Source organism: Duganella sp. 1411 (genome assembly GCF_017833525.1).
Lineage (GTDB): Bacteria > Pseudomonadota > Gammaproteobacteria > Burkholderiales > Burkholderiaceae_D > Rugamonas.
Window position 1 is genome coordinate 168,588 of sequence record NZ_JAFICD010000009.1, and the last position, 26,079, is coordinate 194,666.

General features: G+C 67.9%; 18 protein-coding genes. 11 read left to right on the forward strand and 7 right to left on the reverse strand.

The features are described 5' to 3' along the window. The first annotated feature begins 6 nt into the window (after positions 1 to 6). The 4 genes from JOD97_RS30010 to JOD97_RS30025 all read left to right on the forward strand — a co-directional run bounded on the left by JOD97_RS30010 (position 7) and on the right by JOD97_RS30025 (position 4,775). Entirely contained in the window at positions 7 to 1,446 is a 1,440-nt protein-coding gene (locus JOD97_RS30010) for an O-antigen ligase (protein ID WP_209726470.1), read from the forward strand. Between the two features lie 3 nt (positions 1,447 to 1,449). After that, positions 1,450 to 2,568 (forward strand): acyltransferase, encoded by a 1,119-nt coding sequence (locus JOD97_RS30015; RefSeq protein WP_209726471.1) that lies wholly within the window; start codon positions 1,450 to 1,452, stop codon positions 2,566 to 2,568. A 28-nt stretch (positions 2,569 to 2,596) separates the two neighbouring features. Beyond that, positions 2,597 to 3,805 (forward strand): glycosyltransferase, encoded by a 1,209-nt coding sequence (locus JOD97_RS30020; protein ID WP_209726472.1) that lies wholly within the window; start codon positions 2,597 to 2,599, stop codon positions 3,803 to 3,805. 61 nt (positions 3,806 to 3,866) lie between these two features. Further along, entirely contained in the window at positions 3,867 to 4,775 is a 909-nt protein-coding gene (locus tag JOD97_RS30025) for a beta-1,6-N-acetylglucosaminyltransferase (RefSeq protein WP_209726473.1), read from the forward strand. A 100-nt stretch (positions 4,776 to 4,875) separates the two neighbouring features. Here the strand turns inward: JOD97_RS30025 and galE are convergent, their stop codons facing one another. The 4 genes from galE to JOD97_RS30045 form a co-directional block, all read right to left on the reverse strand. Further along, complete coding sequence (gene galE, locus JOD97_RS30030) at positions 4,876 to 5,880, reverse strand: UDP-glucose 4-epimerase GalE (RefSeq protein ID WP_209726474.1); 1,005 nt, start codon at positions 5,878 to 5,880, stop codon at positions 4,876 to 4,878. 45 nt (positions 5,881 to 5,925) lie between these two features. Then, a complete protein-coding gene (locus JOD97_RS30035) occupies positions 5,926 to 7,113 on the reverse strand; it encodes a glycosyltransferase family 2 protein (protein WP_209726475.1) in 1,188 nt (395 codons plus the stop codon). Further along, positions 7,110 to 7,673 carry a serine O-acetyltransferase gene (locus JOD97_RS30040; RefSeq protein WP_209726476.1) on the reverse strand — a complete coding sequence of 188 codons (564 nt, stop codon included), beginning with the start codon at positions 7,671 to 7,673 and terminating at the stop codon, positions 7,110 to 7,112. Before JOD97_RS30040 ends, JOD97_RS30035 begins: the two co-directional genes overlap by 4 nt. Positions 7,674 to 7,862: 189 nt before the next feature. Continuing rightward, entirely contained in the window at positions 7,863 to 9,344 is a 1,482-nt protein-coding gene (locus tag JOD97_RS30045; RefSeq protein WP_209726477.1) for an Atrophin-1 multi-domain protein, read from the reverse strand. 666 nt (positions 9,345 to 10,010) lie between these two features. On the opposite strand from JOD97_RS30045, the gene JOD97_RS30050 reads away from it, so the two are divergent. Continuing rightward, the gene (locus JOD97_RS30050; RefSeq protein ID WP_209726478.1) at positions 10,011 to 11,150 is read left to right on the forward strand and encodes a sugar phosphate nucleotidyltransferase; all 1,140 of its coding nucleotides are present in this window, start codon (positions 10,011 to 10,013) and stop codon (positions 11,148 to 11,150) included. A 12-nt stretch (positions 11,151 to 11,162) separates the two neighbouring features. After that, positions 11,163 to 12,578 (forward strand): mannose-1-phosphate guanylyltransferase/mannose-6-phosphate isomerase, encoded by a 1,416-nt coding sequence (locus JOD97_RS30055; protein ID WP_209726479.1) that lies wholly within the window; start codon positions 11,163 to 11,165, stop codon positions 12,576 to 12,578. Between the two features lie 301 nt (positions 12,579 to 12,879). On the opposite strand, the gene JOD97_RS30060 is transcribed toward JOD97_RS30055, so the two are convergent. After that, positions 12,880 to 15,315, reverse strand: a complete 2,436-nt coding sequence (locus tag JOD97_RS30060) for an acyltransferase family protein (RefSeq protein ID WP_308937262.1) — start codon at positions 15,313 to 15,315, stop codon at positions 12,880 to 12,882. 155 nt (positions 15,316 to 15,470) lie between these two features. Between JOD97_RS30060 and JOD97_RS30065 the strand changes: the two genes are divergently transcribed. The 4 genes from JOD97_RS30065 (at position 15,471) to JOD97_RS30080 (ending at position 20,974) form a co-directional block, all read left to right on the forward strand. Next, positions 15,471 to 15,965 carry an FxDxF family PEP-CTERM protein gene (locus tag JOD97_RS30065; protein ID WP_209726481.1) on the forward strand — a complete coding sequence of 165 codons (495 nt, stop codon included), beginning with the start codon at positions 15,471 to 15,473 and terminating at the stop codon, positions 15,963 to 15,965. Between the two features lie 161 nt (positions 15,966 to 16,126). Continuing rightward, positions 16,127 to 17,140 (forward strand): TIGR03790 family protein, encoded by a 1,014-nt coding sequence (locus JOD97_RS30070; RefSeq protein WP_373999972.1) that lies wholly within the window; start codon positions 16,127 to 16,129, stop codon positions 17,138 to 17,140. A 143-nt stretch (positions 17,141 to 17,283) separates the two neighbouring features. Then, positions 17,284 to 20,316: an ExeM/NucH family extracellular endonuclease gene (locus JOD97_RS30075; protein ID WP_209726482.1), complete on the forward strand. Its 3,033-nt coding sequence runs from the start codon at positions 17,284 to 17,286 to the stop codon at positions 20,314 to 20,316. Positions 20,317 to 20,329: 13 nt separating this feature from the next. Next, positions 20,330 to 20,974 carry an NF038129 family PEP-CTERM protein gene (locus tag JOD97_RS30080; RefSeq protein WP_209726483.1) on the forward strand — a complete coding sequence of 215 codons (645 nt, stop codon included), beginning with the start codon at positions 20,330 to 20,332 and terminating at the stop codon, positions 20,972 to 20,974. 145 nt (positions 20,975 to 21,119) lie between these two features. Here JOD97_RS30080 and JOD97_RS30085 read toward each other — a convergent pair whose 3' ends face one another. Together JOD97_RS30085 and JOD97_RS30090 are read right to left on the reverse strand one after the other, a co-directional pair. After that, on the reverse strand, positions 21,120 to 24,296 hold the full coding sequence (locus JOD97_RS30085) for a S8 family serine peptidase (RefSeq protein ID WP_209726484.1): 3,177 nt from the start codon (positions 24,294 to 24,296) through the stop codon (positions 21,120 to 21,122). Between the two features lie 24 nt (positions 24,297 to 24,320). Continuing rightward, entirely contained in the window at positions 24,321 to 25,148 is an 828-nt protein-coding gene (locus tag JOD97_RS30090; protein ID WP_209726485.1) for an NF038120 family PEP-CTERM protein, read from the reverse strand. Between the two features lie 454 nt (positions 25,149 to 25,602). On the opposite strand from JOD97_RS30090, the gene gspG reads away from it, so the two are divergent. Then, complete coding sequence (gspG, locus tag JOD97_RS30095; RefSeq protein WP_209726486.1) at positions 25,603 to 26,046, forward strand: type II secretion system major pseudopilin GspG; 444 nt, start codon at positions 25,603 to 25,605, stop codon at positions 26,044 to 26,046. Positions 26,047 to 26,079: the final 33 nt, after the last annotated feature.

Below are 26,079 nucleotides of genomic sequence, written 5' to 3' on the forward strand. Positions count from 1 at the left end.
GTACCTATGGCAACCTTGCTCAATTTGCCCTCGCTCAAGTCGTTTAAAGCGCCCGACATCCTGAAACACCCGTTCCGCCCCGTCTACCTGCTCGGGGCGCTGCTGGTGGTGGCCGCCGCCGTGCTGGGCGCGGCCACGCCGCTGCTGGTGGACTTGATGAACGGCAGCCTGGGCAAGCTGCTGGCGTTGCCGGCGGCGCTGGTGATCGGGCTGCTGATCATCTACGACCGCAAGCTCACCTTGCTGATGATCATCGTGCTGCGCGCCAGCGGCGACAACGTGCTCGAGCTGACCCGCTTCTCGATCGGCAGCTATCCGCTGGGTATCGGCGGCGTCATCAACGGCATGGTGATCTTGCTGGCCATCATGCTGGTGCTCGAGCAGCCGCGCAACATGCCGTCGCGCGGCTACACCGCCTGGTGGCCGTTCCTGCTGCTCACCTTGCTGGGCCTGATCCTGTCGCCCGAGCGCGGCGAGGCCGCCCGCCTGTTCCTGACCCAGGTGTCGTACTTCGCCATGTTCGTCGGCGGCTACTATTGCGTGCGCACCCGCGAGGATTTCCGCGCCTGCCTCAAACTGGTGATGTGGTCGTCGGCCATCCCGGCGGTGTACGCGTTCGTCTCGATGGCCATGGCCGGCGGCCACATCGGCGGTGAATTCCGCCTGAAAAGTACCTTCGGCCACCCCAACGTGCTGGCGTTCTACCTGACGGTGGTGATCGCGCTGGCGTTCTACCTGCTCAAGACCTTGCCCGCCAACGCCACGATGCGGGTGCGCGTGTTCATGTCGCTGTACCTGATCGTGCTGCTGTGCTTGCTGCTGCTGACCAAGACGCGTTCCGCCTGGAGCGCCGTCGGCCTGGCCTTCGGCCTGTACGCGCTGATCTTCGAGCGCCGCTACCTGATCTACATGGGCGTGCTCGGCGCGGTCGGCCTGCTGATCCCCGGCGTCGGCGACCGCCTGCTGGAGCTGGGCCACGGCAACGAGGTGACCATCTACGCCAACCTCAACTCGTTCGCGTGGCGCGTCTACCTGTGGCAGACCGGCATCGCCTACATGCAGCCGCTGAGCTACCTGACCGGCAACGGCCTGCAATCGTTCATCAAGTATTCGATCATCTTCTTCCCGTTCGCCGGCAAGATCAACTACGGCGCCCACAGCGTCTACGTGCAGCTGCTGTTCGAACTGGGCGTGTTCGGCCTGGTCACTTTCTTCTGGCTGGCCTACTCGATGCTGCGCCAGCTGTGGCCGCTGGTGAAGTTCGACCGGCTGGCCGGCTACACGCTGATGGTGCTGGTAATTAACCTGCTGGTGTGCAGCTTCAGCGACAATATGTTCTATTATCTTTCGTACAATTGGTATCTGTGGTTCGCGGTCGGTGCCGGCTGCTCGCTGTGCCTCCACCACCGCGCGGCCGCCCCGGCGCCGGCGGCCCGCGCGCGCTGAACCATGGTCACGCAGCGCCATACGCTCCCGCCGGCGGCCGTGCCGGCCGCCGCCATCCCGGCCGCACCGGCCGCGCCGGCCCATCCCGCCCACCTGTCGGTGCTCGACGGCTGGCGCGGCATCAGCATCCTGTTCGTGCTGGCGGCCCACCTGCTGCCGCTGGGCCCGCACCGCTACATGTTCAACTACAGCATCGGCATCCTCGGCATGGTGGTGTTCTTCAACCTGTCCGGTTTCCTGATCACCTCGTTCCTGCTCAAGGACCAGAACGTGCTCGGCTTCCTGATCAAGCGCTTTTGCCGGGTGCTGCCGCTGGCCTGGCTGTACATGCTGATCGCGCTGGCGGTCAGCGCCGCGCCGCTGGCCATCTGGCTGGCGCACTACCTGTTCTACGCCAACATGCCGCCGGGCGACGGCCGCTTCAACCTGTTGCTGCCGATGACGGAGCACCTGTGGAGCCTGTGCATGGAGATGCAGTTCTATGTCGGCGTGGCGCTGCTGGTGTGGGTGTTGCGCGCGCGCGGCCTGCTGTTGCTGCCGCTGCTGGCGCTCGGCTTCACGGGGCTGCGCATGTGGGACATCGTCACCGCCTCGTCGGTCAGCTACTACCGCATCGACGAGATCCTCGCCGGCTGCACGCTGGCGCTGGCCTACCACGGCAAGCTCGGCCCCCACGCGCGCCGCTGGCTGGCGCACGTGCCGCAGTTGCCGCTGCTGGTGCTGCTGATGTGGTCGTGCATGCCGCAGGGCCAGTGGCTCAACTACCTGCGCCCGTACCTGGCCGCGCTGCTGGTCGGCGCCACCTTGGTGCGCCCCGACGCCACGCTGGGCCGGGCGCTGCACGGACGCTTCCTGGTGTTCGTGGCCGGCATCTCGTACGCCTTGTACGTGATCCACCCGATGCTCACCCACACCTGGCTCGGCGACGGCGATGGCGACCTGGTCGTCAAGTACGCCAAGCGCCCGCTGTTGTTCCTGGCGCTGTTCGCGCTGGCCTGGCTGTCGACCCGCTACTACGAAAGCTGGTTCATGGCCGCCGGCCGCCGCTGGGCCGACAAGCTGGCCGGCGCGCGCGCCAGGCCGGCCGCCAAGGCCGACGACGCCACTCTTCCCCAGCCCTAACGCGCCCCGCGCACCCAAGTCCACCTTCATGAAAATAGCGTATCTCATCAATCAGTACCCCAAGGTCAGCCACAGTTTCATCCGCCGCGAGATCCTCGCGCTCGAGCGCCAGGGCTTCGAGGTGCAGCGCATCGCGCTGCGCGGCTGGGCCGATCACCTGGTCGACGCCGAGGACCTGCGCGAACGCGACAAGACGCGCTACCTGCTGCGCGACGGCGCGCTGGCGCTGGCGCTGTCGACCCTGGGCGCGCTGATCAAAAGCCCGGGCCGCTTTTTCGGCGCGCTGGCGCTGGCGCTGCGCATGGCGCGCCGCGCCGACCGGCCGTGGCCGCTGCACCTGATCTACCTGGCCGAGGCCTGCCGCATGCTCGGCTGGCTGCGCGAGTCGGGCGCGCGCCACCTGCACGCGCACTTCGGCACCAACCCGGCCGAGGTGGCCATGCTGGCGCGCGCGCTGGGCGGTCCGGCGTATAGTTTCACGGTGCACGGCCCGGAGGAGTTCGACAAGCCCGAGTTCCTGCACATCAGGGAAAAAATCGCCCGCTCGGCCTTCGTCGTGGCCATCAGCAGCTTCGGCCGCAGCCAGCTGTTCCGCTGGATCCCGTACACCGAGTGGCCCAAGGTGGAGATCGTCCACTGCGGCCTGGAGCCGGTGTTCCACGCCGGCCCGGCGGTGCCGCCGCCGGCCGCGCCGCGGCTGGTGTGCGTCGGCCGCCTGTGCGAGCAAAAGGGCCAGCAGCTGCTGGTGCGCGCGGTGGCGCAACTGGCCGCCAAGGGCGTGCCGGTCGAGCTGGTGCTGGCCGGCGACGGCGAGATGCGCGGCGAGATCGAGACCCTGGTGGCGCGCCATCAACTGCAAAACGCCGTGCGCATCACCGGCTGGATCAGCAGCGACCAGGTGCGCGAGGAGATGCTGGCCGCGCGCGCGCTGGCGTTGCCGAGCTTTGCCGAGGGCTTGCCGGTGGTGGTGATGGAGGCGATGGCGCTGCGCCGTCCGGTGCTGACGACCTACGTGGCCGGCATTCCGGAACTGGTGCGCGACGGCGTCGAGGGTTGGCTGATCCCGGCCGGCGACGTCGACCAGCTGGCCGCCGCGCTCGAACGCGCGCTGGCCACGCCGCTCGACGAGCTCGTCGCGATGGGCGAGCGCGCCCACACGCGCGCGCTGGCGCGCCACTCGATCGACACCGAGGCCGCCAAGCTGGGCGCGCTGATCAAGGCGGCCCGGCAGGATTGAGCCGGCCGCAATACCGACCGACGCGGCAACCCCGCCGCCGGCAAACCATGGAGTGTTGGCGATGAAAATAGCGTACTTGATCCAGGCGCATAACAATGTGGCCCAGCTGGAGCGCTTGCTGGCGGCGCTCGACGGCCCCGACGTATCGTTCTTCGTGCACATCGACAAGAAGGTCGATATCGGCCCGTTCGCCCATCTGGCCGCGCCCAACGTGGCGCTGATCGCGCCGCGCGTGGCCGTCTACTGGGGCGACTTCAGCCAGGTCGAGGCGACGCTGGCGCTGATCGCGGCGGCCCTGGACAGCCCGGCCGGCGCGCAGCGGCTGGTGTTCCTCAGCGGCGCCGATTACCCGATCCGTTCGAGCGCCGAGATCGGGCGCTTCTTCGCCGATCGGCCGCAGGCGGAGTTCATCAACACGGTGGCGATGCCGGCCGACGCCATGGGCAAGCCGATTTCGCGCCTGACGCGCTTCCATCCGCGGCCGAGCGCGCCGCGCGTGGTGCGCGGCCTGCAAAAGGTGATGATGCGGGTGGGGCTGCTGCCGCGCGAGCGCGACTACCGCCAGCACCTGGGCGGCCTGCAGCCGTACGGCGGCTCGAGCTGGTGGGCGTTGACGCGCGCCACCTGCGAACACATTTTGCGGTTCGTCGAGCAAAAACCGTCGGTGGTGGAGTTTTTCAAGCACACCGCCTGTCCGGACGAATCGTTTTTCCAGACCATCGTCGGCAACACCGAGGCGGCGGCGAACGTGGTGCCCAACCTGACCTACACGGTGTGGGCGCCCGGCGCGGCGAGCCCGGAATATATGTCGGAGAAACACTTGCCGATCCTGCGCGAGGCCGCGCGCACGCGCACCACGACCTCGTTCGGCGAAACGGACATCCTGTTCGCGCGCAAGTTCTCCGACCAGCAGGCGCATGTGGTGGGAAAGCTGGCGCGCCAGATCGCCGAGGACCAGGCGGCGCGGTAAATCGCGGGATCATGCATGCGTGGTCGGCGGCTCATCGATGGCGGATTACGGCGTTCCGCCTAATCCGCCATTGTATGCGCCGTCCGTGTCGTTCGCGGTATCAGCCGGCGATGAAACCTTGCTGCCAGCGCCAGGCGTCGGCGCACATCTGGTCGACGCCACGCTCGGCTTTCCATCCCAATTCGCGCTCGGCCAGCTCGGTGGCCGCGTAGCACACCGCGATGTCGCCCGGACGGCGGGCGTTGATGGTGTACGGAATCGGCTTGCCGCAAGCCTTCTCGAACGCGCGCACCATGTCGAGCACGCTGCTGGCGGCGCCGGTGCCGAGGTTGTAGGTCAGCACGCCCGGCCCGGCGGCCAGCTTCTCCAACGCGCGCAGGTGGCCCAGCGCCAGGTCGACCACGTGAATGTAGTCGCGCATGCCGGTGCCGTCCGGGGTCGGATAGTCGTCGCCGAACACGGCCAGCCGCTCGCGCCGGCCCTCGGCCACCTGGGCGATGAACGGCAGCAGGTTGTTGGGGATGCCGCGCGGGTTCTCGCCGATCAGGCCGCTCTCGTGGGCGCCCACCGGATTGAAATAGCGCAGCAGCGCGATCGACCAGTCGGGCGCCGCGCGCGCGTGGTCGCGTAGGATGTTTTCGATCATCAGCTTGGAGCCGCCGTACGGATTGGTGGTGCGCAGCGGCGAGTCCTCGGTGATCGGCACCGTGTCCGGATCGCCGTAGACGGTGGCCGAGGAACTGAAGATGAGCCGTTTGACGCCGAACTCGGCCATCGTCTGCAGCAGCACGATGCTGCCGTAGACGTTGACGTCGTAGTAGCGCAGCGGCTGCGCCACCGATTCGCCGACCGCCTTCAGGCCGGCGAAATGGATCACGGCGTCGAACGCGTTGGCGCCGAACACGGCGGCCATGGCGGCGCGGTCGCGGATGTCGGCTTCGACGAAGCCGGGCGCGCGCCCGCACAACTTGGCGACGCGCTCGACCACGCCGGCCTCGCTGTTGGACAGGTCGTCGACGATGACCACGTCGTGGCCGGCGTTGAGCAATTCGACGCAGGTGTGGGAGCCTATGTAGCCGGCGCCGCCGGTGACCAAAACTTTCATCGGTATTCCTTTTCCAGGGTTACTTGGTTGGGGGTATTCGCGGGGTTACTCCGTGTCGCGCTTGGAGCGCACCCATTCGACCTGGCGGTTGACCAGGAAGCCGATGTACACCGGCACCTTCCAGAACACATACAGCACCGCCATGGCCAGGTTGGCCGCGCTGAGGATCTTGCGGCCGTAGCGCCACCACGCCAGCAGCACCGCCACGCCCAGCGCCGCCAGCAGCGCGGCGGCCGCCAACAGCGGTCCGGCGCCGCCGCCCAACAGCGCGAACACGGCGGTCGCCGCGCCCAGCGCCAGCACCATCAGCACCAGCAGCGCCAGCGGCGGCACGGCCAGGTCGAGCGCCATGCCGACCATGCCGGGGCGGCCCTTGAGCACGCCTTCGAGCAGGAAGCGCGGCGCCGCCGACAGGATCATGCTCAGGTGGCCGTGCTCCCAGCGCTTGCGCTGGGTCTCGGTGCCGGCGTCGCTGGCCGGGAAGGTGCTCGACACCAAAGCCTGCGGACAGAACAGCGGCGGCGTGCCGGCGCGTGCCAGGTCCATGCCCAGCTTCATGTCCTCGACGATGTGGCCGTTGGCCAGCGAGGCCGTGCTGATGACGCTCCACGGGAAGGCCATGCCGCTGCCCATCAGCGGGCAGGGGATGCCCAGGCGCAGGAAGCCGAGCGGGCGCACCAGGTTTTTGACGGCCCAGGCGAATTCGGCGATCTTTTTCATCGGGCCGCTGCCGGCCGGCGAGCGCATCAGGTAAAGCGCCTGCACCGGGCGGCCGCTGGCGACGGCGGTGCGCGCCAGGCGGTCGATCGCGCCGGGCTCGACCAAGCAGTCGGCGTCGACGATCAGCATCACCTCGGGCGGGTCCTCGGCCAGGCAGCGCACGCCGAAGTCGAGCGCGTAACCTTTGCCGCGCAGGTTGGCGTCGAAGCGCTCGCGCACCTCGGCGCCGGCGGCGCGGGCGGCGCCGGCGGTGTCGTCGGCGCAGTTGTCGGCCACCACCAGCACCCGGTCGCCGTCCTGCAATTGCGGCAGCAGGGTGGCGATGGTGGCGCCGACGCCGTCCTGTTCATTGTGGGCCGGCACCAGGATGGCGATGCGCGGGCGGCGCCCGGCCAGCGGCGCGCCGGGGCCGGGCGCGGCGATGGCCAGCAGCGCTTGCGTCAGCAGCACCAGCACCGGCACCGCCAGCAGCGCCAGCACTATATAGAGGAGCCCCGCCAGCACGGCGCTCACGCGGCGCTCCGGGCGGCGGCTTCGGCGGCGGGCGCGCCGTTCGCCACGCCGTTCGCCAAGATCACGCGCGCCGGCGCGCCGACGGCGGTGGCGCCGGCCGGCACGTCGCACAGCACCACCGACATGGCGCCGATGCGGGCGTTGTCGCCGATGCGCACGCCGCCGAGCACCTGCGCGTACGCGCCGAACTCGACGTTGTCGCCGATGACCGGGGTCGGCCCGTCCGGATGGCGGTTGCCGATGGTTACGCCCTGGCGCAAGGTGCAGTTGGCGCCGATGACGGTGTCGGCGTGCAGGAAAATGTTACCGAAGTGCCAGATGCGCAGGCCGGGGCCGATGGAGGCGCTTTTCGGCAGGCTCACGCCGGTGGCCGTTTCGACCAGCCGGAACAGCGGCCAGTACAGCGCCAGCGCTACCTTGCGCGCCAGGCCGGCGGGGCGGCGGTCGAGGCGGCGGCCGAGGCGGTACAGCCAAACGGCCCAGATCGATTGTTCTTTTAAAAACGGGCGGCGCAGCGCGTAGCGTTGCAGGTCCGCCGCCCAGTCCGGGTCGTGGCTCATGGCGTGTGGCTTTCGTGTCGGGGCAGGGCCGCCGCGGGCGGGCGACGGCATCAAAACATGTATTTTAATCCACTTGCCGGACAGCCGTTGTTTTTTTGGTGCAGCGCAAAAGAAAAGGCGCATGGCCGACGCCGGGGGGCGTCGGGCATGCGCCGCGCCCGCGCGCACGCGGGCCGAAGGCTGAGGATTTTACTTCTTGGTGGTGGCGGTGGCCGTGGTCAGCGTGTCCGGGGCGACCGCCAGCTCGGCGCGCAGCGTCGCGACGGTGTTGACGCCGCCGGTGGCGATCAGCACGATCCAGCCGCCGTCCGGCCAGACGAAGCGGGCCGATTCACCGTTGCCCAAGTTGCCGGACGTGAACTTGACCGTGCTGCCGGAGTACACCATGACCCGCAGGCGGGCGCCGCCGGTGGCGAAGACCGACAGTTTCTGCGTCGAGCCGACCTTGGTCTTGGCCCAGGTCACCCGGGTCATGCCGCTGCCGTTGCCGTTGCTGACCACGGTCGCGGTGGGCGAGGCCGGGAACACCAGCGCCTGGGCCCACTGGTCGAAGGTCGGCATGGTGGTGCCGGAAGTACGGGACCACGGGCCGCGCATCGACAGCGTGTTGACGCTGGCCGGGGCGGTGATGCTGACGGCCTTGCCGTTGCCGTCGACCCAGCTCTGCGCCGCGACCACCTGGCGCAGGTTGGCGCGCATGCGGTCGAGCTCGGCGGCGACGCTGTTGCTCCAGCCGTTAGGCATCAGGTTCAGCGGCGCGCCGGTTTCGGCGTAGATGGCGAACGGCGTGCCGGTGTTGCGGTCGACCACGTAGGCGCCGTAGGTCTTGAGCGTTTCGATGATCTTGCGCAGGTCCGCGTTGCCGACCTTGGAGCTGTCGTAGCTGGCCGGCAGCATCATCAAGGCGCCCTGCGGGATCTTGCCGTAGTTGGTCTTGGTGGCGTCGCCGTCGGACGAGGTGGCCGGATACACGTACGGATTGGTGGCCGACAGCGCGTTGTAGGTCAGCGACATGGCCAGCGCGTGCTTGTAGGTGGGCTGGCCGTCGGCGATTTCGTGCGTGCGGATCAGGCCGGCGGCGGCGGGCACGCCGGTGGCGCGCGCGCCGTGGTAGTAGTGGGCCGGATCGCCCCAGCCGGTGCCCTTGGTCGGCGACCACGCGTACAGCGCCGCCTCCCACTGGCCGTTGGCGTTTTTCTTGAGTTGCCAGAACGAGTGGATGATGCCGGTGACCGGATCATAGATGTCGGCGTGGCCGTCGGCGCCGGTGGCCGGCAGCGTGGCGGCGGGCCAGCGCGGCAAGGTCACCGGTGCGGCCACCAAGGTGTCTGGATTGTTGGGGCCGGCGGCGCCGTTGCGGCCGATCACGGTCACCGGGGTGTCGGTGGTCTTGGCCAGGAACAGGCCGGTCGACCAGGTGCCGCGCTCGATCGACGGGTAGTAGCTCGACTTCGGAATCTCGTAGGTGTCCAGCACCGGATTGACCGGGCGCGAGTTCCATGGCGACGAGGCCGCGAACGGCTTTTGGTAGCTTTCAAAGCCGGCGCTGGCCGGCGCGGTGGTGGTTTGGGCGGTGGCGGTGAAGGCCAGCGCGCAAGTGCCGAGCATCGACCAGCCGACCAGTTTAGCAAGATGTTGGCCGGACGCGCCAGTTGATTTCCCGAAGTACATGATTAACTCCTGATTGGATGAGTGTGGAGGGCATTAACCGCATCCCTGAAAAATATTATACACAGATTTTCTTGCCGTACGGAATTCTTTTGAGTTGTGCGCGAGAATCTGACGTATTCACGCAAATGAATAGCGGCACCCGCCGCGGACCTTGTCTTTTTTTATTTCATTCTGTTCAATGCCGGGGCGCCCGGGCCGCGCCGGCGGGGCGCGCGCCGCCGGGCTTGCGTAAATAATATCGGCTGTTTTTAAAAATTAATATGTGCAATATATTAATCGCGGCGCTGTTCGTTTATTAAAGTTAATGTACCGCCGTTTAAATCAGAGAGTATTAAAATGGAATTAAATTAACCGCGGCGGCGGCGTGTTGATATAGCCCGGGCAGGGCGCGCGGCGCCCTTGCGGCCGCGCAAACTGTTGCCGTGCGACATCGCGCGTGCGGAGCGGGGCGGGGGCGCGCCGGTCTGCTATATTTCGGTAGCGAAACGCAAGAGACGGGTGGCGCGGCGATTTATGTGCACACGCAGCATTTTTGACTGGTAAAAATGTTGTTGCTATGTCATGATCCTACCGTTCGGTCCCGCGCGCAGCCCGCGCGGACCCCCGTCGCGGCAGGTGCTGGCCCGTCGGCGGACATTTTTTTTACCTATTTTATAGAGGACCAATATGAAGGCGATGATCTTGGCTGCAGGCAAGGGTACCCGGGTGCGCCCGCTGACGTTCGACTTACCGAAACCGATGATACCGGTGCTGGGCAAGCCCGTGATGGCCTACCTGATCGAACACCTGGCCAAATACGGCGTCAACGAAATCATGGTCAACGTCAGCTATCTGCACGAGAAAATCGAGGAGTACTTCGGCGAAGGCGACCAGTACGGCGTGCAGATCGGCTACTCGTTCGAAGGCTACACCAACGACAAGGGCGAAGTCGTGCCCGAGGCGCTCGGCTCGGCCGGCGGCATGAAGAAGATCCAGGAGTTCGGCGGCTTCTTCGACGACACCACCATCGTGCTGTGCGGCGACGCCGTCATCAACCTGGACTTGAAGTCGGCGCTGTTCGAGCACCGCCGCAAGGGCGCCAAGGCCAGCGTGATCTGCCGCGAGGTGCCGTGGGACAAGGTCGAGAGCTATGGCGTGGTGGTCAGCGACAAGAACGGCGCCATCCAGCAATTCCAGGAAAAGCCGAAGCAGGCCGAGGCGCTGTCGAACTTCGTCAGCACCGGCATCTATATCTTCGAACCGGAGATCCTCGACCTGATCCCGGCCGGCAAGGTGTTCGACATCGGTTCCGAGCTGTTCCCGCTGCTGATCGAGAAGGGCGTGCCGTTCTTCTCGCAAAACCGCACCTTCAGCTGGATCGACATCGGCAGCGTCAAGGATTACTGGGAAGTGTCGCAGAGCGTGATGATGGGCGAGGTGGCCCACATGGACGTGCCCGGCATCCAGCTGGCCGACGGCATCTGGGCCGGCCTCAACACCAGCATCGACTGGGAGGGCACCACCATCGAGGGCCCGGTCTACATCGGCTCGGGCTGCAAGATCGAGGCCGGCAGCACCATCATCGGCCCCACCTGGATCGGCCACGGCAGCCATATCTGCGCCGGCGCCAACGTCGTGCGCAGCGTGCTGTTCGAATACACCCGGGTGTTACACAACGTAAAACTTGAGGAGATGATCGTCTTTAAGGATTATAGTGTCGACCGCGCGGGCGAGATGCGCCATGTGTCCGAGTATGGCGACGGCGAGTGGACCAACGCCCGCGACCGCCGCAACAAGCGGCGCAACCCGGCCGAGGCCGATAAATAACAAGGAAGTTGCATGAAAATTTACCCGGTAATCCTGTCCGGCGGCGCCGGTACCCGGCTGTGGCCGCTGTCGCGGGCCGTGCTGCCGAAACAGCTGTTGCCGCTGGTGTCGGACCAGACCATGTTGCAGGAAACCGTGCTGCGGCTGGCCGGCGGCGCCGATTTCGCCGCGCCGCTGATCGTCTGCGGTAACGAGCACCGCTTCCTGGTGGCCGAGCAGTTGCGCGAGATCGGCGTGGCGCCGCTGGGCATCCTGCTCGAGCCGGCCGGACGCAACACCGCCCCGGCCGTGGCCGCCGCCGCCCAGTACCTGCGCGCGGTCGACCCCGAGGCGCTGATGCTGGTATTGCCGGCCGACCACGTCATCACCGACGTCGCCGCCTTCCACGCGGCCATCGCCGGCGCCGCCGCGCTGGCCGCCGGCGGCGCGCTGGCCACCTTCGGCGTGGTGCCGACCGCGCCCGAGACCGGGTATGGCTACATCCACCGCGGCCCGGCCGTCGGCGGCGGCGCTGCCTACCAGGTCGACCGCTTCGTCGAAAAGCCGGAGCTCGACAAGGCCCGCGCCTTCCTCGACGACGGCGGCTATTACTGGAACAGCGGCATGTTCCTGTTCCGCGCCGAGCGCTATCTGAGCGAGCTGGCCGGCTTCGCGCCCGCCATCGCCGCCAGCGCCGAGACGGCCGTGCAAAAAGCCTACCGCGACATGGACTTCTGCCGCCTCGACGAGGCCGCGTTCGCGGCGTCGCCGTCGGACTCGATCGATTACGCGGTCATGGAACGCACCGCGCACGCGGTGGTGGTGCCGGCCGACATCGGCTGGAGCGACGTCGGCTCGTGGTCGGCGCTGCGCGAGGTGCTGCCGCATGACGCCGACGGCAACGCCGCCCGCGGCGACGTCTACCTCGATGGCGTGACCGATACGCTGGTGCGCGCCGAAAGCCGCATCGTGGCGCTGGTCGGGGTGCGCGACCTGGTCGTCGTCGAGACCGCCGACGCGGTGCTGGTGGCCCACAAGGACCAGGTGCAGCGCGTCAAGCAGGTGGTCGAACACCTGAAGACCAAGGAGCGCACCGAGCACTTGCACCACACCCGGGTCTACCGCCCGTGGGGCTCGTACGAGGGCATCGACGCCGGCGACCGCTTCCAGGTCAAGCGCATCACCGTCAATCCGGGCGGCAAGTTGTCGCTGCAGATGCACCACCACCGCGCCGAACACTGGGTGGTGGTCAGCGGCACGGCCCGCGTGACGTGCGGCGACAGCGTCACCTTGTTGTCGGAAAACCAATCGACCTACATTCCGATCGGCATGAACCACCGGCTGGAAAACCCCGGCAAACTGCCGCTGCACCTGATCGAGGTGCAGTCGGGCAGCTATCTGGGCGAGGACGACATCGTCCGCTTCGAGGACGTCTACCAGCGCGTGTGACGTTAGCCGGGCGCGGCCGCCATGGCCGCGCCCCGGTTGTTCATTTCCTGCCGTGTCCACTTCCCGCCCGTGCTCCCTGGTCCGATTCCCCCAAGTCAAGGCGATTTTCGTAGGGCGGATTAGGCGGAACGCCGTAATCCGCCATGAGCCGTCGGCGGCGCTTGGCGGATTACGCTGCGCTCTTAACGCCTACCGGCAGGTAGGCGGCCCTTTCGATAGGCCCCCGGGGCGGTTGGCGGGCCTCGCCCGCTAACCGCCCTACGTGGTTCCGATGCCCGCTTAACCTGGCGGCATTCCCCCCTTACGGCGTTTGCGCCGAACGTTCCCCCGCGCGCTCGGCCTGCACCGTCTGCGCCAGGTAGGTCACCGCGCGCCGGCTGTAGCTCGGGCGCATGTGCAGCGGGTCGGTGTAGATCGGCGCGCCGGCCGCGTCGAGCACCGGACAATCGTTGGCGTGACACAGGTACTGGCTCGGATCGATCACTTGCGCGCCGTTGGCGGCGGCGATGGCCTGCAGCCGCCCGCGCGAGGTGGCGTTGTCGGTCAGGAACTTGTCGAGCTTGAGGCTGTCGATCCGTGGCAGCGGATGGATGCTGTCGAAGCGCGAGCCCTGGTACATATTGCGCGGATCGTACATATTTCCGCTCGGCGGCTGCAGCACGATGAACACCCGCTTGCCCAGCTGGCGCAGGTGGCGCACCGTCGCCTCGAACGAGGCGTAGGCCAGCTCGTGGGCGGCGGGCGACGGGAAGGCCAGCTTGCCGTGGCCGGTGTCGTACTCGATCTCGTTGTTGTAGCGGGCGAAGTGGACCTGCCAGGCCGCGCCGATGACGACGGTGGTGACGTTCGGCTGGCTGGCCAGGTCGTAGGCGGCCGCGATCGCCTGGCGGCACTGCGGGAAGCGGATCAGCGGCAGGCGGATCGCGTTGGGGATGGGCGGGCAGCCGCCGGCGGTGGCGAAGATGACCGGGTTGTAGCGTTGCGGCGCGGCGGCGGTCAGCTGCTCCATCTGCGGGCCGTACTGCTGCATCAGCGAGTCGCCGATGAACACCGTCAGGCCGGGGGCGTCGGCGGCCAGCTTCTGGAACAGGATGCCGTTGTGGCGCAGCGGCGTGAAGCGCTGGCCGGGGAAGTCGAAGTCGTTGAGCGCGTTGAGGTAGACGTCGCTGCCGTGGACGTCGATGCGCTCGCGCAGCGCGCCGGCGCCGACCGCGATGCCGAGCGAGGCCATGGCCACCATGCCGGCCGTCAGGGCGCCCACCACGCGCCGCTTGGAGGCCACGCCGCGCAGCGGGATCTCGACCAGCCGGTAGGTCAGCCAGGCCAGCGCGACGGCGCCGGCCATCAGCGCGATCTTGAGCTGGTAGGACGGCTTTTCACCGTAGATGATGTAGGCGAACGACAGCAGCGGCCAGTGCCACAGGTACAGCGGGTAGCTGATCAGGCCGATGCGCACGGCGAGCGGGTTGCCCAATATATAGCGGTTGATCAGCGTGCCCGGACCGGCCATGATCAGCAGGAACGTGGCCGACACCGGCAGCAGCGCCCACCAGCCGGGGAACAGCGCCTGCGGCTTGATCACCGTGAACGAGGCGGCCATCAGCAGCACGCCGGCGACCGAGGCCAGCTGTTTGGCGCGCGCGCTCCAGGCCGGCCGGTGCAGGTGCAGGTAGGCGCCGACGCCGCCGCTCATCAATTCCCAGAAGCGCGACAGCGGCGAGTAGAACGCCGCCGTCGGGTTGTCCTGCACGGTGCCGAGGTTGACCGCCATCGAGGCGGCGAACACCAGCGCCATGATCAGCAGGAAGTTGAGGCGCTTGCGCATGACGACCCACAGCATCAGCGGCCACAGGAAGTAGAACTGTTCCTCCACGCCGAGCGACCACAGGTGCAGCAGCGGCTTGGTGGCGGCCGAGTTGTCGAAGTAGCCGGCCTCGAACCACAGCACCAGGTTGGCGATGAAGCCGCCGCCGGCGGCGACGTGCTTGCCGACCTGGGCGAACTCGCCGCGCAGCAGGATGTACCAGCCCACCGCCAGCGTGGTGGCCAGCACCACCAGCAGCGCCGGGAAGATGCGGCGCACCCGCCGCGAGTAGAAGTCGAACAGGCTGAAGGTGCCGCCCTCGAGCTGGGTCAGCAGGATCGACGTGATCAGATAGCCGGAGATGACGAAAAAGATGTCGACGCCGACAAAGCCGCTGACAAACCACAGCGGCCAGCAGTGGAACAGAATGACGGCCAGCACGGCGACCGCGCGCAGGCCGTCGATATCGGGGCGATATTTGACGGCGTGGCTGTCGGGTGCGATGGGTGCGGTGCGCAGAATAACCTCCTGAAAATTTTGGACTACCCGTAATGGATTCCGGCGGTGCCGGGCGAGCGCGCGGCGCGCGATCGTTTTTTTGTGGTCCAGCTGCCGTCTGCCGGGTTGCAGCGGCGCCGTGGTTGCTGCCTTGGTGCTATGTTTGTTGCCTATGGAAGATAAAGGCCCATCTAAAATTGTAGTGTTGTTAAACACTTCGCGCAGCTCTTTTTTTTGCAAATGCGTCAAATCGTCACAGCGTTTCGTCATGCTGTGGCGTTTTTTGTGTTGACCAAGGGTAACATTTACTTTTTGTCTTGGTAAGGCGCAAGTCATTGTTTTTAAAAAAGATATTTTATCACGCAAGAGCTCGTTTGTGACCGTTGGTCGCCGCCGTTTCGTATGGCGGCACGCGGAAATACCGCGTCGCAACATTTATTTCACGCTATGAAAAAGGCTTTCTAAAAAAATATGTAAAATAAAAAAAGGGCAACATAATTGCTTGCGATATGATATGCTTACGTCTAGTTGCTAGTGAACAAACAAGTGGCCGGCTCCGGCGGCCTATAACCCTCCAAAGGAAATTTAGAATGAAACTGAAACACATCTTCGCCGCTCTGCTGGCCGCCGCTTCCTTCAACGCCATGGCTGCCGACCAGTCCGTCAACATCTTCGTGACCCCGCCGACCAGCACCGACAACCACTTCAACGGTCTGGCCCTGGCCAACGACGGTCTGCTGTCGAACGGCCTGGACGTCATCACCTTCACCGGCCTGGCGGCTGGCTACTACCAGATCGACGTCAGCATCAGCGGCCAGAACCTGACCTTCTCGCCACAGTCGAACTTCAACGGCGTTCCTGGCGACCTGACCTCGGCCGGCAAGGGCCGTTACGCCTTCTTCAGCGCCGGCTCGTCGTCGAGCTTCGTGCTGAACCTGATGGGCACCGCCGCCAAGGGCGCCACCTACAGCGGCGACGTCACCGTCACCGCCGTGCCGGAAGCCGACACCTACGCCATGATGGTTGGCGGCCTGGGCCTGCTGGGCTTCATGGCCCGTCGCCGCAAAGCTAAAAACGCCGCTTAATTAAGCGAGCGCACACACCGCGGCCGCGCCCCGACAGGCGCGCGCGGCATCAAAACCCCGGTCTTCGCGGACCGGGGTTTTTTTTATTTTTGGCGCCATGTTTCTGCCTCTATAATGATGCAAGTCCGATCACACCGATCGGTGCACGCGGAGGAGGGAAGGTGCGCGTTTCGCCCTGTCACACACTGGCCGCCGGGGCCGTCGCCGTTGCGCTGGGCCTGGCCGGGCCGGCCGCCGCCGCGCTGGGCCCGTCCCAACTGGCGCTGGTCATCAACGATGACGAGCCCAACAGCGTTGCCGTCGGCGCGCTGTACCGCGACGCCCGCGATATTCCCGAAAAAAACATCGTCCACGTGCGCATCCCCAAGTCGCCGCGCCAGCTCACGCCGGAACAGTTCGCGCCGCTGCGCCAGCAAATCCTCGACCGGCTCGGCCCCGACATCCGCGCCGTGCTGATGGTCTGGACCGCGCCGTACGCGGTCGGCTGCAATTCGATCACCTCGGCGCTGACCCTGGGCTACGACGCCGCCCAGTGCGCGGCGCCGTGCGGCCCCGGCAAGCCGAGCGCCTATTTCGCCGCCGACCAGGCCTCGCCGGCCATGGCGGCGATGAAGATCAGCATGCTCATGCCGACCGGCTCGCTGCCGCTGGCCAAGGCCCTCATCGAGCGCGGCGGCACCCGCTATTTCCGCTTCCCGGCCGCCGGCGCCTACTACCTGACCACCTCGGACGGCCTGCGCAGCGTGCGTGCGCGGCTGTTCCCGCCGGCCGGCAAGGTGGCCTCGCACGAGTTGACGATCAAGCGCCTGAGCGCCGACGCCCTCGAGGACGCGCAGGACGTCATGATCTACCAGACCGGCATGGCCAAGGTCGACAAGCTCAACACGCTGCGTTTCCTGCCCGGCGCGCTGGCCGACCACCTGACCTCGACCGGCGGCGATTTGCTCGGCGACGCCCAGATGAGCAGCCTGCGCTGGCTCGAGGCCGGCGCCACGGCCAGCTACGGCACCGTGTCCGAACCGTGCAACCACGTGCAGAAGTTCCCCCATCCGACCGTGCTATTGAAACGCTACCTGAGCGGCGACAGCGCCATCGAGGCCTATTGGAAAAGCGTGGCCTGGCCGGCCCAAGGCGTGTTCATCGGCGATCCGCTGGCGGCGCCGTACGCGCGCTGAGCGCGCCGCGCCCGCGGACGCCGCTTGGGGCGGCGGCGCAACAGCTGATTCATGTGAAACATATCATTGTCATGACGCCGTCATGACAATGTAATAATATGCAAGTTGCTATATTTAATAACAATTGTTCACTTGGATCGTTCATGAAAACTCTCCGCACTTCGTCCGTCCCCCGCGTCGTCGCCACGCCGGGCCGCCGCACCCTGATCGCGGCCGCGCTGTCGGCCGTGCTGTCGGCGCCGGCGCTGGCCGCCTCGCCGGTCGTCATCAGCCAGGTCTACGGCGGCGGCGGCAATTCCGGCGCTACCTTCAAGAACGATTTCATTGAACTGTTCAACCGCGGCGACACGGCGGTCGACATCACCGGCTGGAGCGTGCAGTACGCCAGCGCGGCCGGCGGCACCTGGTCCGTCAGCAAGGTCACCGGCAACGTCAGCCTGCAGCCGGGCCAGTACTTCCTGCTGCAGCAGTCGGCCGGCAGCGGCGGCAGCGAGAACCTGCCCACTCCAGACACGCTGGGCTCGCTGGCCATGGGCGGCAGCGCCGGCAAGGTCGCGCTGGTCAGCAACAGCACCGCGCTCAGCGGCGCGGCGCCGGCCGGCGCCGCGCTGGTCGACCTGCTGGGCTACAACGCCGGCTTCTTCGAGGGCGCCAACGGCCCGGCCCTGAGCAACACCACCGCCGCGCTGCGCGCCGCCGGCGGCTGCACCGACACCGACAACAACGCCAGCGACTTCGCCACCGGCGCGCCGACGCCGCGCAACAGCGCCAGCCCGCTGCGCCCGTGCGGCGTGCCGCAGGCGCCGCCCATCGTCGCCAGCTGCCCGGCCAACCTGTCGCTGGCGCACGGCATCGCCGGCGCCGCCGCGCTCAGCGCCACCGACGCCGACGGCATCGTCAACAGCGCCGCCATCACGGCCGGCGCCGTGTCCGGCATCGCGCTGACCAACTTCGTCGCCGCCGCCGGCGCCGGCGGCACCGCCAGCGCCAGCCTGGACGTGGCCGCCGGCGTGGCGGCCGGCAGCTATCCGCTGGTCGTCACCTTCGGCAACGACCAGGCCCAGCAGGCCATGTGCACCATCAACGTCACGGTCGCCGCGCCGGCCACCCTGACCCACACGATTCCGCAAATCCAGGGCAGCGGCGACACCAGCCCGTACGCCGGCACCGTCCAGACCACCGAGGGCGTCGTCACGGCCAAGGTCGGCTCGGGCTTCTTCATCCAGGACGAGCAGGGCGACGGCGATCCGCAGACGTCGGACGGCATGTTCGTCTTCACCACCGCCGCCAACAGCGGCACCGTGCAGGTCGGCGACCGCGTGCGCATCAGCGGCACCGTCAGCGACTACGCGCCGGTGGCCGGCGGCCGCGTCTACACCGAGCTGACCACCGTCACCGCCATCGTCAAGCTGGCCGGCGGCATCACCGTCACGCCGACCAACATCACCTTGCCGCACCCGGACCTGGGCCAGGTCGAGGGCATGCTGGTGCGCTTCGCCGCGCCGCTGACCGTCTCCCAGCTGCAATACCTGGGCGACCGCGGCGAAGTGACGCTGTCGTCCGGCCGGCTCGAGGCGCCGACCAATAAATACCCGGCCGGCTCGCCCGAGGCGATCGCGCTGGCCGCCGCCAACGCGCGCGACCAGATCATCCTCGACGACGGCATCTTCACCACGCCGAGCGTGATCCCGTACCTGGGCGCCGACGGCTCGCTGCGCGCCGGCGACACGGTCGACAACCTGACCGGCGTGGTCGACTTCGGCGCCAAGGGCGGCGGCGGGGCGGCCTTCAAGCTGCAGCCGACGGTGGCGCCGGTGTTCTCGCAGGACAATCCGCGTCCGGCCGCGCCGACCTTGGCCGCCGGCAACGTCAAGGTCGCCAGCGCCAACGTGCTCAATTACTTCACCACCTTCACCGACGGCAGCGACGTCACCGGCGCGACCGGGCAGGGCTGCACCATCGGCGGCGGCGCGCCGTCGCGCTCGAACTGCCGCGGCGCCGACAACCTCAACGAGTACAACCGCCAGAGCGCCAAGATCGTCGGCGAGCTCAAGGCCATCAACGCCGACGTCTACGGCCTGATGGAAATCCAGAACAGCGGCGAGTACACGGTCACCAAGCTGGTCGACGCCCTCAACGAGGCGATCTCGCCCGGCACCGGCGTCAAGACCTACGCCGTCGTGCCCAAGCCGGCCAGCACCGGCACCGATGCCATCCGCGTGGCGATGATCTACAAGCCGGCCGCGCTGACCCTGGTGGGCAACGCGCTGACCGACGCCGACGCCATCAACAACCGGCCGCCGATGGCGCAAACCTTCAAGACGGCCAACGGCGGCAAGTTCTCGCTGGTGGTCAACCACCTGAAGTCGAAGGGCAGCTGCCCGGCGGCGGGCTCGGCGGACGCCGACAAGGGCGACGGCCAGAGCTGCTGGAACGCGACCCGCGTGCGGCAGGCGCAGCGCTTGGTGGACGTGTTCGTGCCGCAGGTGGTGACCGCCGCCGGCGACGCCAAGGTGCTGCTGATCGGCGACTTCAACGCCTACGGCCATGAGGACCCGGTCCAGGCCATCGTCAACAAGGGCTATGTCAACCAGCTCGAGCGCTACATCCGCGGCGCCGGCGCGATGCCGTATTCGTTCGTCTTCAACGGCGAGGCCGGCTACCTGGACCACGCGCTGGCCAGCGCCGCGCTCAGCGCCTCGGTGGTCGACGCGGCCGAGTGGCACAACAACGCCGACGAGCCGCCGGTGATCGACTACAACACCGACGGCAAGCCGCAGGACAAGTACACGGCGGCGCCGTACCGCGCCTCCGACCACGACCCGGTGGTCGTCAGCCTGAACCTGCCGGCGGCCGCGCTCGACGTGACGGCCGGCGTGCGCGGCGTCGGCTCGGGCCTGGTCTACACCCGCCTGACCGGACGCTGGAGCGGCAGCTACGCCGTCACCAACACCGGCGCCAGCGCGCTCAACGGTCCGCTGCAGATCGAGCTGGGCGGGCTGGCGGCCGGCGTCACGCTGGTCAACGCCAGCGGCAGCCACAACGGCGCGCCGTATATCACGGCCGAGGTCGGCTCGTTGGCGCCGGGCGCCACCGTCACCGTCCCGCTGAGCTTTACCAAGACCGGCGCGGCCGGCATCAGCTACACGGCCAAAGTTTATAGCGGCAATTTCTAAGGAAAACACTACGATGATCGTCAAATTCCCTGTTGCATCCCTGCGGCGCGCGCTGCTGGCGCTGGCCCTGGGCGCCTGCGCCGGCGTGGCCTCGGCCGCCTCGACCTACCATGTCGAACTGGACACGTCGAGCTTCGCCTCGACCGGCTGGATCGACCTGCAATTCAATCCGGGCGACCCGTCCAGCCCGCTGGCGCAGGCGTCGCTGACCGGCTTCACCGGCTTCGGCGATCCGGCCTCGGCGCAAGTGACCGGCAACGTCGGCGGTTCGCTGGCGGGCGGCTACACCTTCGTCAACAACGATGCGGGCGGCTTGAACGAGCTGTTCCACGCGGTCGACTTCGGCGGCAAGATCGGTTTCGACGTCACCTTCAGCGGCGCCGCCGATCCGGGCGCCGGCTTCGGCTCGGCGTTCTCGGTGGCGCTGTACAACCAGGCGCAGACCGCCTTGCTGGGCACCAGCGACCCCAGCGGCACGCTGGTGCTGCTGAACTGGACGCCGGCCGGCACCGTCGTGCCGACCATGCTGAGCAACACCATCGGCACCAGCGTCGGCGCGGTCAGCGCCGTGCCGGAACCGGGCACGTGGCTGATGCTGGGCGCCGGGCTGGCGCTGATGGGCGGCATGGCGCGCCGCCGGACCGCGTTTGGCGCGTAAGCGGCCGTCGATGCGCCGTCGACCACGCACGCAGTGGCGGATTACGCTGCGCTAATCCGCCCTACGTGGTTTAGATGACGCAGGCGCTGTAGACAAAAAAACGCCGCGCCCCGAGGGGCGCGGCGTTTTCATATGCGCGCCGGAATCAGCGCGCGCTCAGTTTGCGGCTGACCTTGGCCGCACCCTCCGCCAGCGGCAGCGGGTTGTTGGTCTCCACCAGCAAGGTGGTCGACGAGGCGACCGCGCCGGTCGCGTCGAGGTATTGCACCCCGCCGTAGTAGCGCTTGCCGGTGGCCAGGCCGGTCCAGCTGGCCGTGACGGTGGCCACGCTGCCGGCGTAGACCCGGCTCGGCACGGCCGCCTTCAGCGCGCCGCCCATGTCGCCACGGGTGACCACGGCCGACGACAGGTTGAAGTCGGTCGAGACGCCGTCGGCCGGCGCGTAGCCGACCACGCACACGCGGTAGTTGCCGGCGGACGGGCTGTTCAGGCGCACCCACTCGTTCGAGCCGCCGCGCAGGCTGGAGCCGGCGACGCTGCCGTCCGGATTGAGCACCACCAGATCGAGGTCGTCACCGCCGTTGGACGAGGTGTCGCGGTCGAACAGTTCGAACGCGGCGGCCACCGTGTTGGCCGGGATCGCCACCGGGATGGAACGCACGCCGACCGTGTTGGCCAGGCACGCGGCGGCGACGTCGGCGGCCGTGTCGAGCGGCTCGAGGATCGCCTGCACCGTCTGCGTGGCGCCGCGGCTGACCTCCTTGAAGCCGCCGACGGCGGCGCCCATGCGGCCGTCGAAGCCGGTCACCACGCTCAACAGCACGGTGCTGGCGGCGCGGGTGCTGGCCGTCAGCGCCGGCGACGAGATGGCGCGGCCGGTGCGCGCCGTCAACGGCACCCGCACCACGTGGCTGCCGTCGGTCCAGGTGACGTCGCCGTAGCGCCATTCGTTGAACGGCGCCGTGGCGCGGGTCAGCTTGACGGTGTAGCTGGCGCTGGCGTTGGGCGCCAAGGTCAGCGTGGCCGGCGACAGCACGGCGTTGAAGCCGGGCAGGCTGGCGCTGCCGCTGTAGGTGGCGGCGCTGGCGCCGACGTTGGTGACGGTGCGGGTCACCTCGACCGTGCCGAGGGCGTTGTTGACGGTGATCGACGGCAGGTTCAGGTTGTAGCCGGCCACCGAGCCGTCGGTGCACTCGCTGGCGAAGCCGGCGCCGCACTGGTAGCGCTTGTAATCCTTGGCGCCCAGCTCGTAGACCAGGCCCGGATCGCTGGCGCCGTGCGGGTTGTACGCGCGGCCGTCGGCCGGGTGCACCATGGTGCCGTTCGGGTTGATGTGGCCGGCGCCCTGGGCCCATGGCAGCGTGCCCAGCTGGACGCCGCTCAGGCCGTCGCTGAAGGTCGGCGTGGCGCTGGTCATCAGCGCCGACTTGATCGCCGCCGGCGACCAGGCCGGATGTTGCTGGCGCAGCAGCGCGGCCACGCCGGCCACGTGCGGCGACGACATCGACGTGCCCTGGTACAGCGCCCACGCCGGCGGCGGCGTGAAGGTGCCGTTGACGATGTTGGCGCGCTGGGCGGCGTTGAGCTCCGGCGTCACGCCGGCCAGGATGTCGACGCCGGGGGCGGTGACGTCCGGCTTGAGCAGGTTGCCGTCGGCGCGGTTCGGGCCGCGCGAGGAGAAGCCGGCCGTGACCGGCGCGTTCGGCACGACCACGCTGCTAAACACGCTCAGGGCGGCGGCCGCGCCCGGGTTGGCCGCGTACGCCTTGATCAGGGCGCCGTCGGCCGCCGTCACGTGCACGGTCGGCACCGAATGGACCTCGGCCACCAGGCCGCCGCCGTTGTCGACCATGATCATGCCGACGCCGCCGGCCTGCTTGACGGCCAGGCTCTTGTCGACGCGGGCGTTGGTGCCGCGCACGCAGGTGACGACCTTGCCGCCGACCTTGGCCGGGTCCAGGGTCGGGCCGCCGTTGGCGCCGACGCTGTAGCACAGGCGCGCCTCGTTGGGGTTGGCGCCGGCCAGCACCGCGTCCTCGGAGCGGATCAGCGGCGACGACGGCAGCGCCGTGTTGTTGAGACTGGCGCCCTTGTAGCTGGCGCCGTTGGCCAGCGTGGCCGTGCCCTGGAACATGCGGTTGTGGGCGGCGGCGGCGATCGTGGCCAGCCACGGGCTCACGTGGTTGACCTCGTTGGCGGGGCCGTCGTTGCCGGCCGACGCGGCGACGAACACGCCGGCATTGGTCGCGTGCAGGAAGGCTTGCTCGACGGCGTCGTTGACGACCGTGCCGCCGCTGATCGAGTAGTTGAGCACGTCCACGCCGTCGGTGACGGCCTGCTCGACGGCGGCGACCGCGTCGGCGCCCCAGCAGCTGTTCTTGCCGCCGGTCGGATCGCTGGCGTCGTTGTAGCTCCAGCAAATCTTGTACGAGGCGATGCGCGCGCGCGGCGCCATGCCCGACACCTGGCCCATGGCGATGTTCTGGCCCAAGGTGGCGCTCACGCCGTTGTTGCCGGCGGCGGTGGTCGAGGTGTGGGTGCCGTGGCCGCCGTGGCCGACGGTGCCGCCGATCGAATCGCGCGGCGAGACGAACTCGGTCCAGTGCAGCGCGCGGCCGGTGGCCTTGAAGCCGTCGATGAAGTAGCGCGCGCCGATCAGTTTATTGTTGCAATGGCCCACCGTGAAGCCTTCGCCGCTGTCGCAGCCGCCCTGCCAGCCGGGCAGCGGCGCGTAGGCCAGGGTGCCGCTGTTGTCGAAGGTCGGCTTGCCGTTGGCGTCGACGCGGTCGGCGTAGGACAGGTTCTCCGGCCAGATGCCGCCGTCGATGATGCCGACCACCACGCCCTCGCCGGCGCCTTCCTTGCCGCCGAGCTGGCTCCACAGGCCGTTCGGGCCGTCCAGGCCGAGGAAGCCGGGCGTGTAGTTGGTCAGCATCTGGCGTGGCGTGTCGGCGGTGATGTTGGCCACGGCCGTGTTGGCCTTGAGCGCGCGCACCTCGTCGTCGGTGAGCATGGCCGAGAAGCCGTTGAGCACCACCTTGTAGTCGTACAGCATCGGCGCGCCGGCCACGACGGCCTTGACCGCCTGCTGCTTCTGGATCAGGTAGCCGCCGTAGGCCTGGGCGGCGCTGGTGTTGAGGTCGAGCCGCGCGCCGGCGGCCGGCTTGGTGGCGGCGATGCCGGCGACGCCGCCGGTGTAGGACGACAATGGCTTGTCGGCCAATTGCACGATGTATGGCCGGCGCGTGTCGTCGGCGTGCGCCGCCAGGGTCAGGCCGGACAGCAGCAGCAGGATCGCTGCGGAAACAGGGCGTAGTTTCATGGATGTGGTTCCTTGTTGGGGGGCTCAGGCGGCGAGGGCGGCAGTGGCGGAAGGGGCCGAAACGGCGGACTGGCGGCGGCGGCGCGCGGCGGCGGCCACGCCCAGCAGGCCGGCGCCCATCATCAGCCAGCTTTCCGGTTCGGGCACGGGCGCGGCCACCAGGCCGGTGGTGACGATGTTGTCGATGGCGAATTGGCCGCGCCCGGTGCTGAACGCCGTGCAGTCCTGATTGGCGTCGCAGGTGAAGGCGAACAGGTAGATGGCGGTGAATTGCGAGTTGGCGAACAACGGCGACGAGTTGTAGGCGCCGAACTCGAAGCCTTCGCTGCCGGGCGCGTAGAACGCGTAATCCTCGCTGACCCAGCTGTTATCGGCGTAGAAGCCCTGCACGCGCAGGAAGCCGGGGGTGGCCGGGTAGTCGTACAGGTTAGAGCCGAGGTAGCTGGCGTCGAACGATTTGAGGCCGAAGGTCTGGCCCGGCGCGCTGCGGGTGATCTCCATGTAGCCGTCGTTGACGATGGCGGCGTAGGTGCTGTTGCTGGTAGGGCATTGCAGGAAACCGCAGGAGGCGGCCGCGTCGGTGCCGTCGATGATGGCGCCCACCGCGTCGCCCGGTAGCGCCTGCGGGTCGTTGGAGAAGGTGCCGATGTGGAAGCCCTGGCTGACGATGGCGTCGCCGTGCGTCAGGCCGACCAGCGGCAGGCCGTCGAAGTCGATGGTGGCGTCGGCGGCGCGGGCGGACGGCAGCGCGGCCATGGTCAGGCCGGCGAGCAGGGTTGCGCGGACCAATTTTGTCAGTCGGAAGCGCGACGCGGCGCGTGGCGCGTCGGGAAGGTACAAGCTGCGGTTCATGGATCTACCCTTTTGTGAGTGAAGCTGCGATGACGTTGATGCCCCAGGACGCACCGGGACCGGCGAATTCCCGCGCGTGCGCGGAGATGTCAATAAGTGTAGCAACCCCGACAACAGGATGGTAAAAAGTTTAATAGTTTAAATTCGGGTGGCTTGCGATTTGGACGTCAGAAATTCGGTTTCCGCTGGGAGGCCGGGCCAGCAAACGCGCACGTTGACTGTGAGTAATTTGCAACGTTGTTGAGCGAGCACAAAGATGAGCCCGATGGCAAGCGGGTTTTGCGGTAGAGTATTGGCCTCGAAAATGGGCGAAATATGGTCCCCGCCCCGGGCGCGGCCGAAGAAAAGATTGTATTACTGGCAAAGCGCGTGGTAGCCTCTGTCAGCGCAGTGGGCGCCGTCGCGGCCGCCGGTGCGCGGCGGATGATTTCCGGTGATTTAAGGAGTTGGTCGGATGGAAGTGGCGAAGAATCGCGGTTGGACGGCGGCCCGCAAGGCCGGCGGTTTCACGTTGTTGGAATTGCTGGTGGTGATCGTCATCATCGGCCTGCTGGCGGCGTATGTCGGCCCCAAATATTTCGCCCAGCTGGGCAAGTCCGAGGTCACCATCGCCAAGGCGCAGATCGACGCGTTCGAAAAGTCGCTCGACACCTACCGCCTCGACGTCGGCCGCTACCCGACCACCGAGGAGGGCCTGGCCGCGCTGGTGGCGGCGCCGGCCACGGCGGGCGCCAAATGGAACGGCCCGTATCTGAAGAAGGGCGTGCCGCCCGATCCGTGGGGCCATCCGTACCAGTACAAGGCGCCCGGCGCCAAGAGCGAGTTCGAGATCACCTCGCTGGGCCGCGACGGCCAGCCCGGCGGCACCGGCGAGGACGCCGACATCGTCTCGCAATAGCCGCGCCAAGCCCCGCCACCGCCACCGTCAACC

Coding starts and splice junctions, on each gene's coding strand:
- JOD97_RS30010 (WP_209726470.1), top strand. CDS start 7: ATGGCAACCTTGCTCAATTTGCCCTCGCTCAAGTCGTTTAAAGCGCCC.
- JOD97_RS30015 (WP_209726471.1), top strand. CDS start 1,450: ATGGTCACGCAGCGCCATACGCTCCCGCCGGCGGCCGTGCCGGCCGCC.
- JOD97_RS30020 (WP_209726472.1), top strand. CDS start 2,597: ATGAAAATAGCGTATCTCATCAATCAGTACCCCAAGGTCAGCCACAGT.
- JOD97_RS30025 (WP_209726473.1), top strand. CDS start 3,867: ATGAAAATAGCGTACTTGATCCAGGCGCATAACAATGTGGCCCAGCTG.
- galE (WP_209726474.1), bottom strand. CDS start 5,880: ATGAAAGTTTTGGTCACCGGCGGCGCCGGCTACATAGGCTCCCACACC.
- JOD97_RS30040 (WP_209726476.1), bottom strand. CDS start 7,673: ATGAGCCACGACCCGGACTGGGCGGCGGACCTGCAACGCTACGCGCTG.
- JOD97_RS30045 (WP_209726477.1), bottom strand. CDS start 9,344: ATGTACTTCGGGAAATCAACTGGCGCGTCCGGCCAACATCTTGCTAAA.
- JOD97_RS30050 (WP_209726478.1), top strand. CDS start 10,011: ATGAAGGCGATGATCTTGGCTGCAGGCAAGGGTACCCGGGTGCGCCCG.
- JOD97_RS30055 (WP_209726479.1), top strand. CDS start 11,163: ATGAAAATTTACCCGGTAATCCTGTCCGGCGGCGCCGGTACCCGGCTG.
- JOD97_RS30060 (WP_308937262.1), bottom strand. CDS start 15,315: ATGTTGCGACGCGGTATTTCCGCGTGCCGCCATACGAAACGGCGGCGA.
- JOD97_RS30065 (WP_209726481.1), top strand. CDS start 15,471: ATGAAACTGAAACACATCTTCGCCGCTCTGCTGGCCGCCGCTTCCTTC.
- JOD97_RS30075 (WP_209726482.1), top strand. CDS start 17,284: ATGAAAACTCTCCGCACTTCGTCCGTCCCCCGCGTCGTCGCCACGCCG.
- JOD97_RS30080 (WP_209726483.1), top strand. CDS start 20,330: ATGATCGTCAAATTCCCTGTTGCATCCCTGCGGCGCGCGCTGCTGGCG.
- JOD97_RS30085 (WP_209726484.1), bottom strand. CDS start 24,296: ATGAAACTACGCCCTGTTTCCGCAGCGATCCTGCTGCTGCTGTCCGGC.
- JOD97_RS30090 (WP_209726485.1), bottom strand. CDS start 25,148: ATGAACCGCAGCTTGTACCTTCCCGACGCGCCACGCGCCGCGTCGCGC.
- gspG (WP_209726486.1), top strand. CDS start 25,603: ATGGAAGTGGCGAAGAATCGCGGTTGGACGGCGGCCCGCAAGGCCGGC.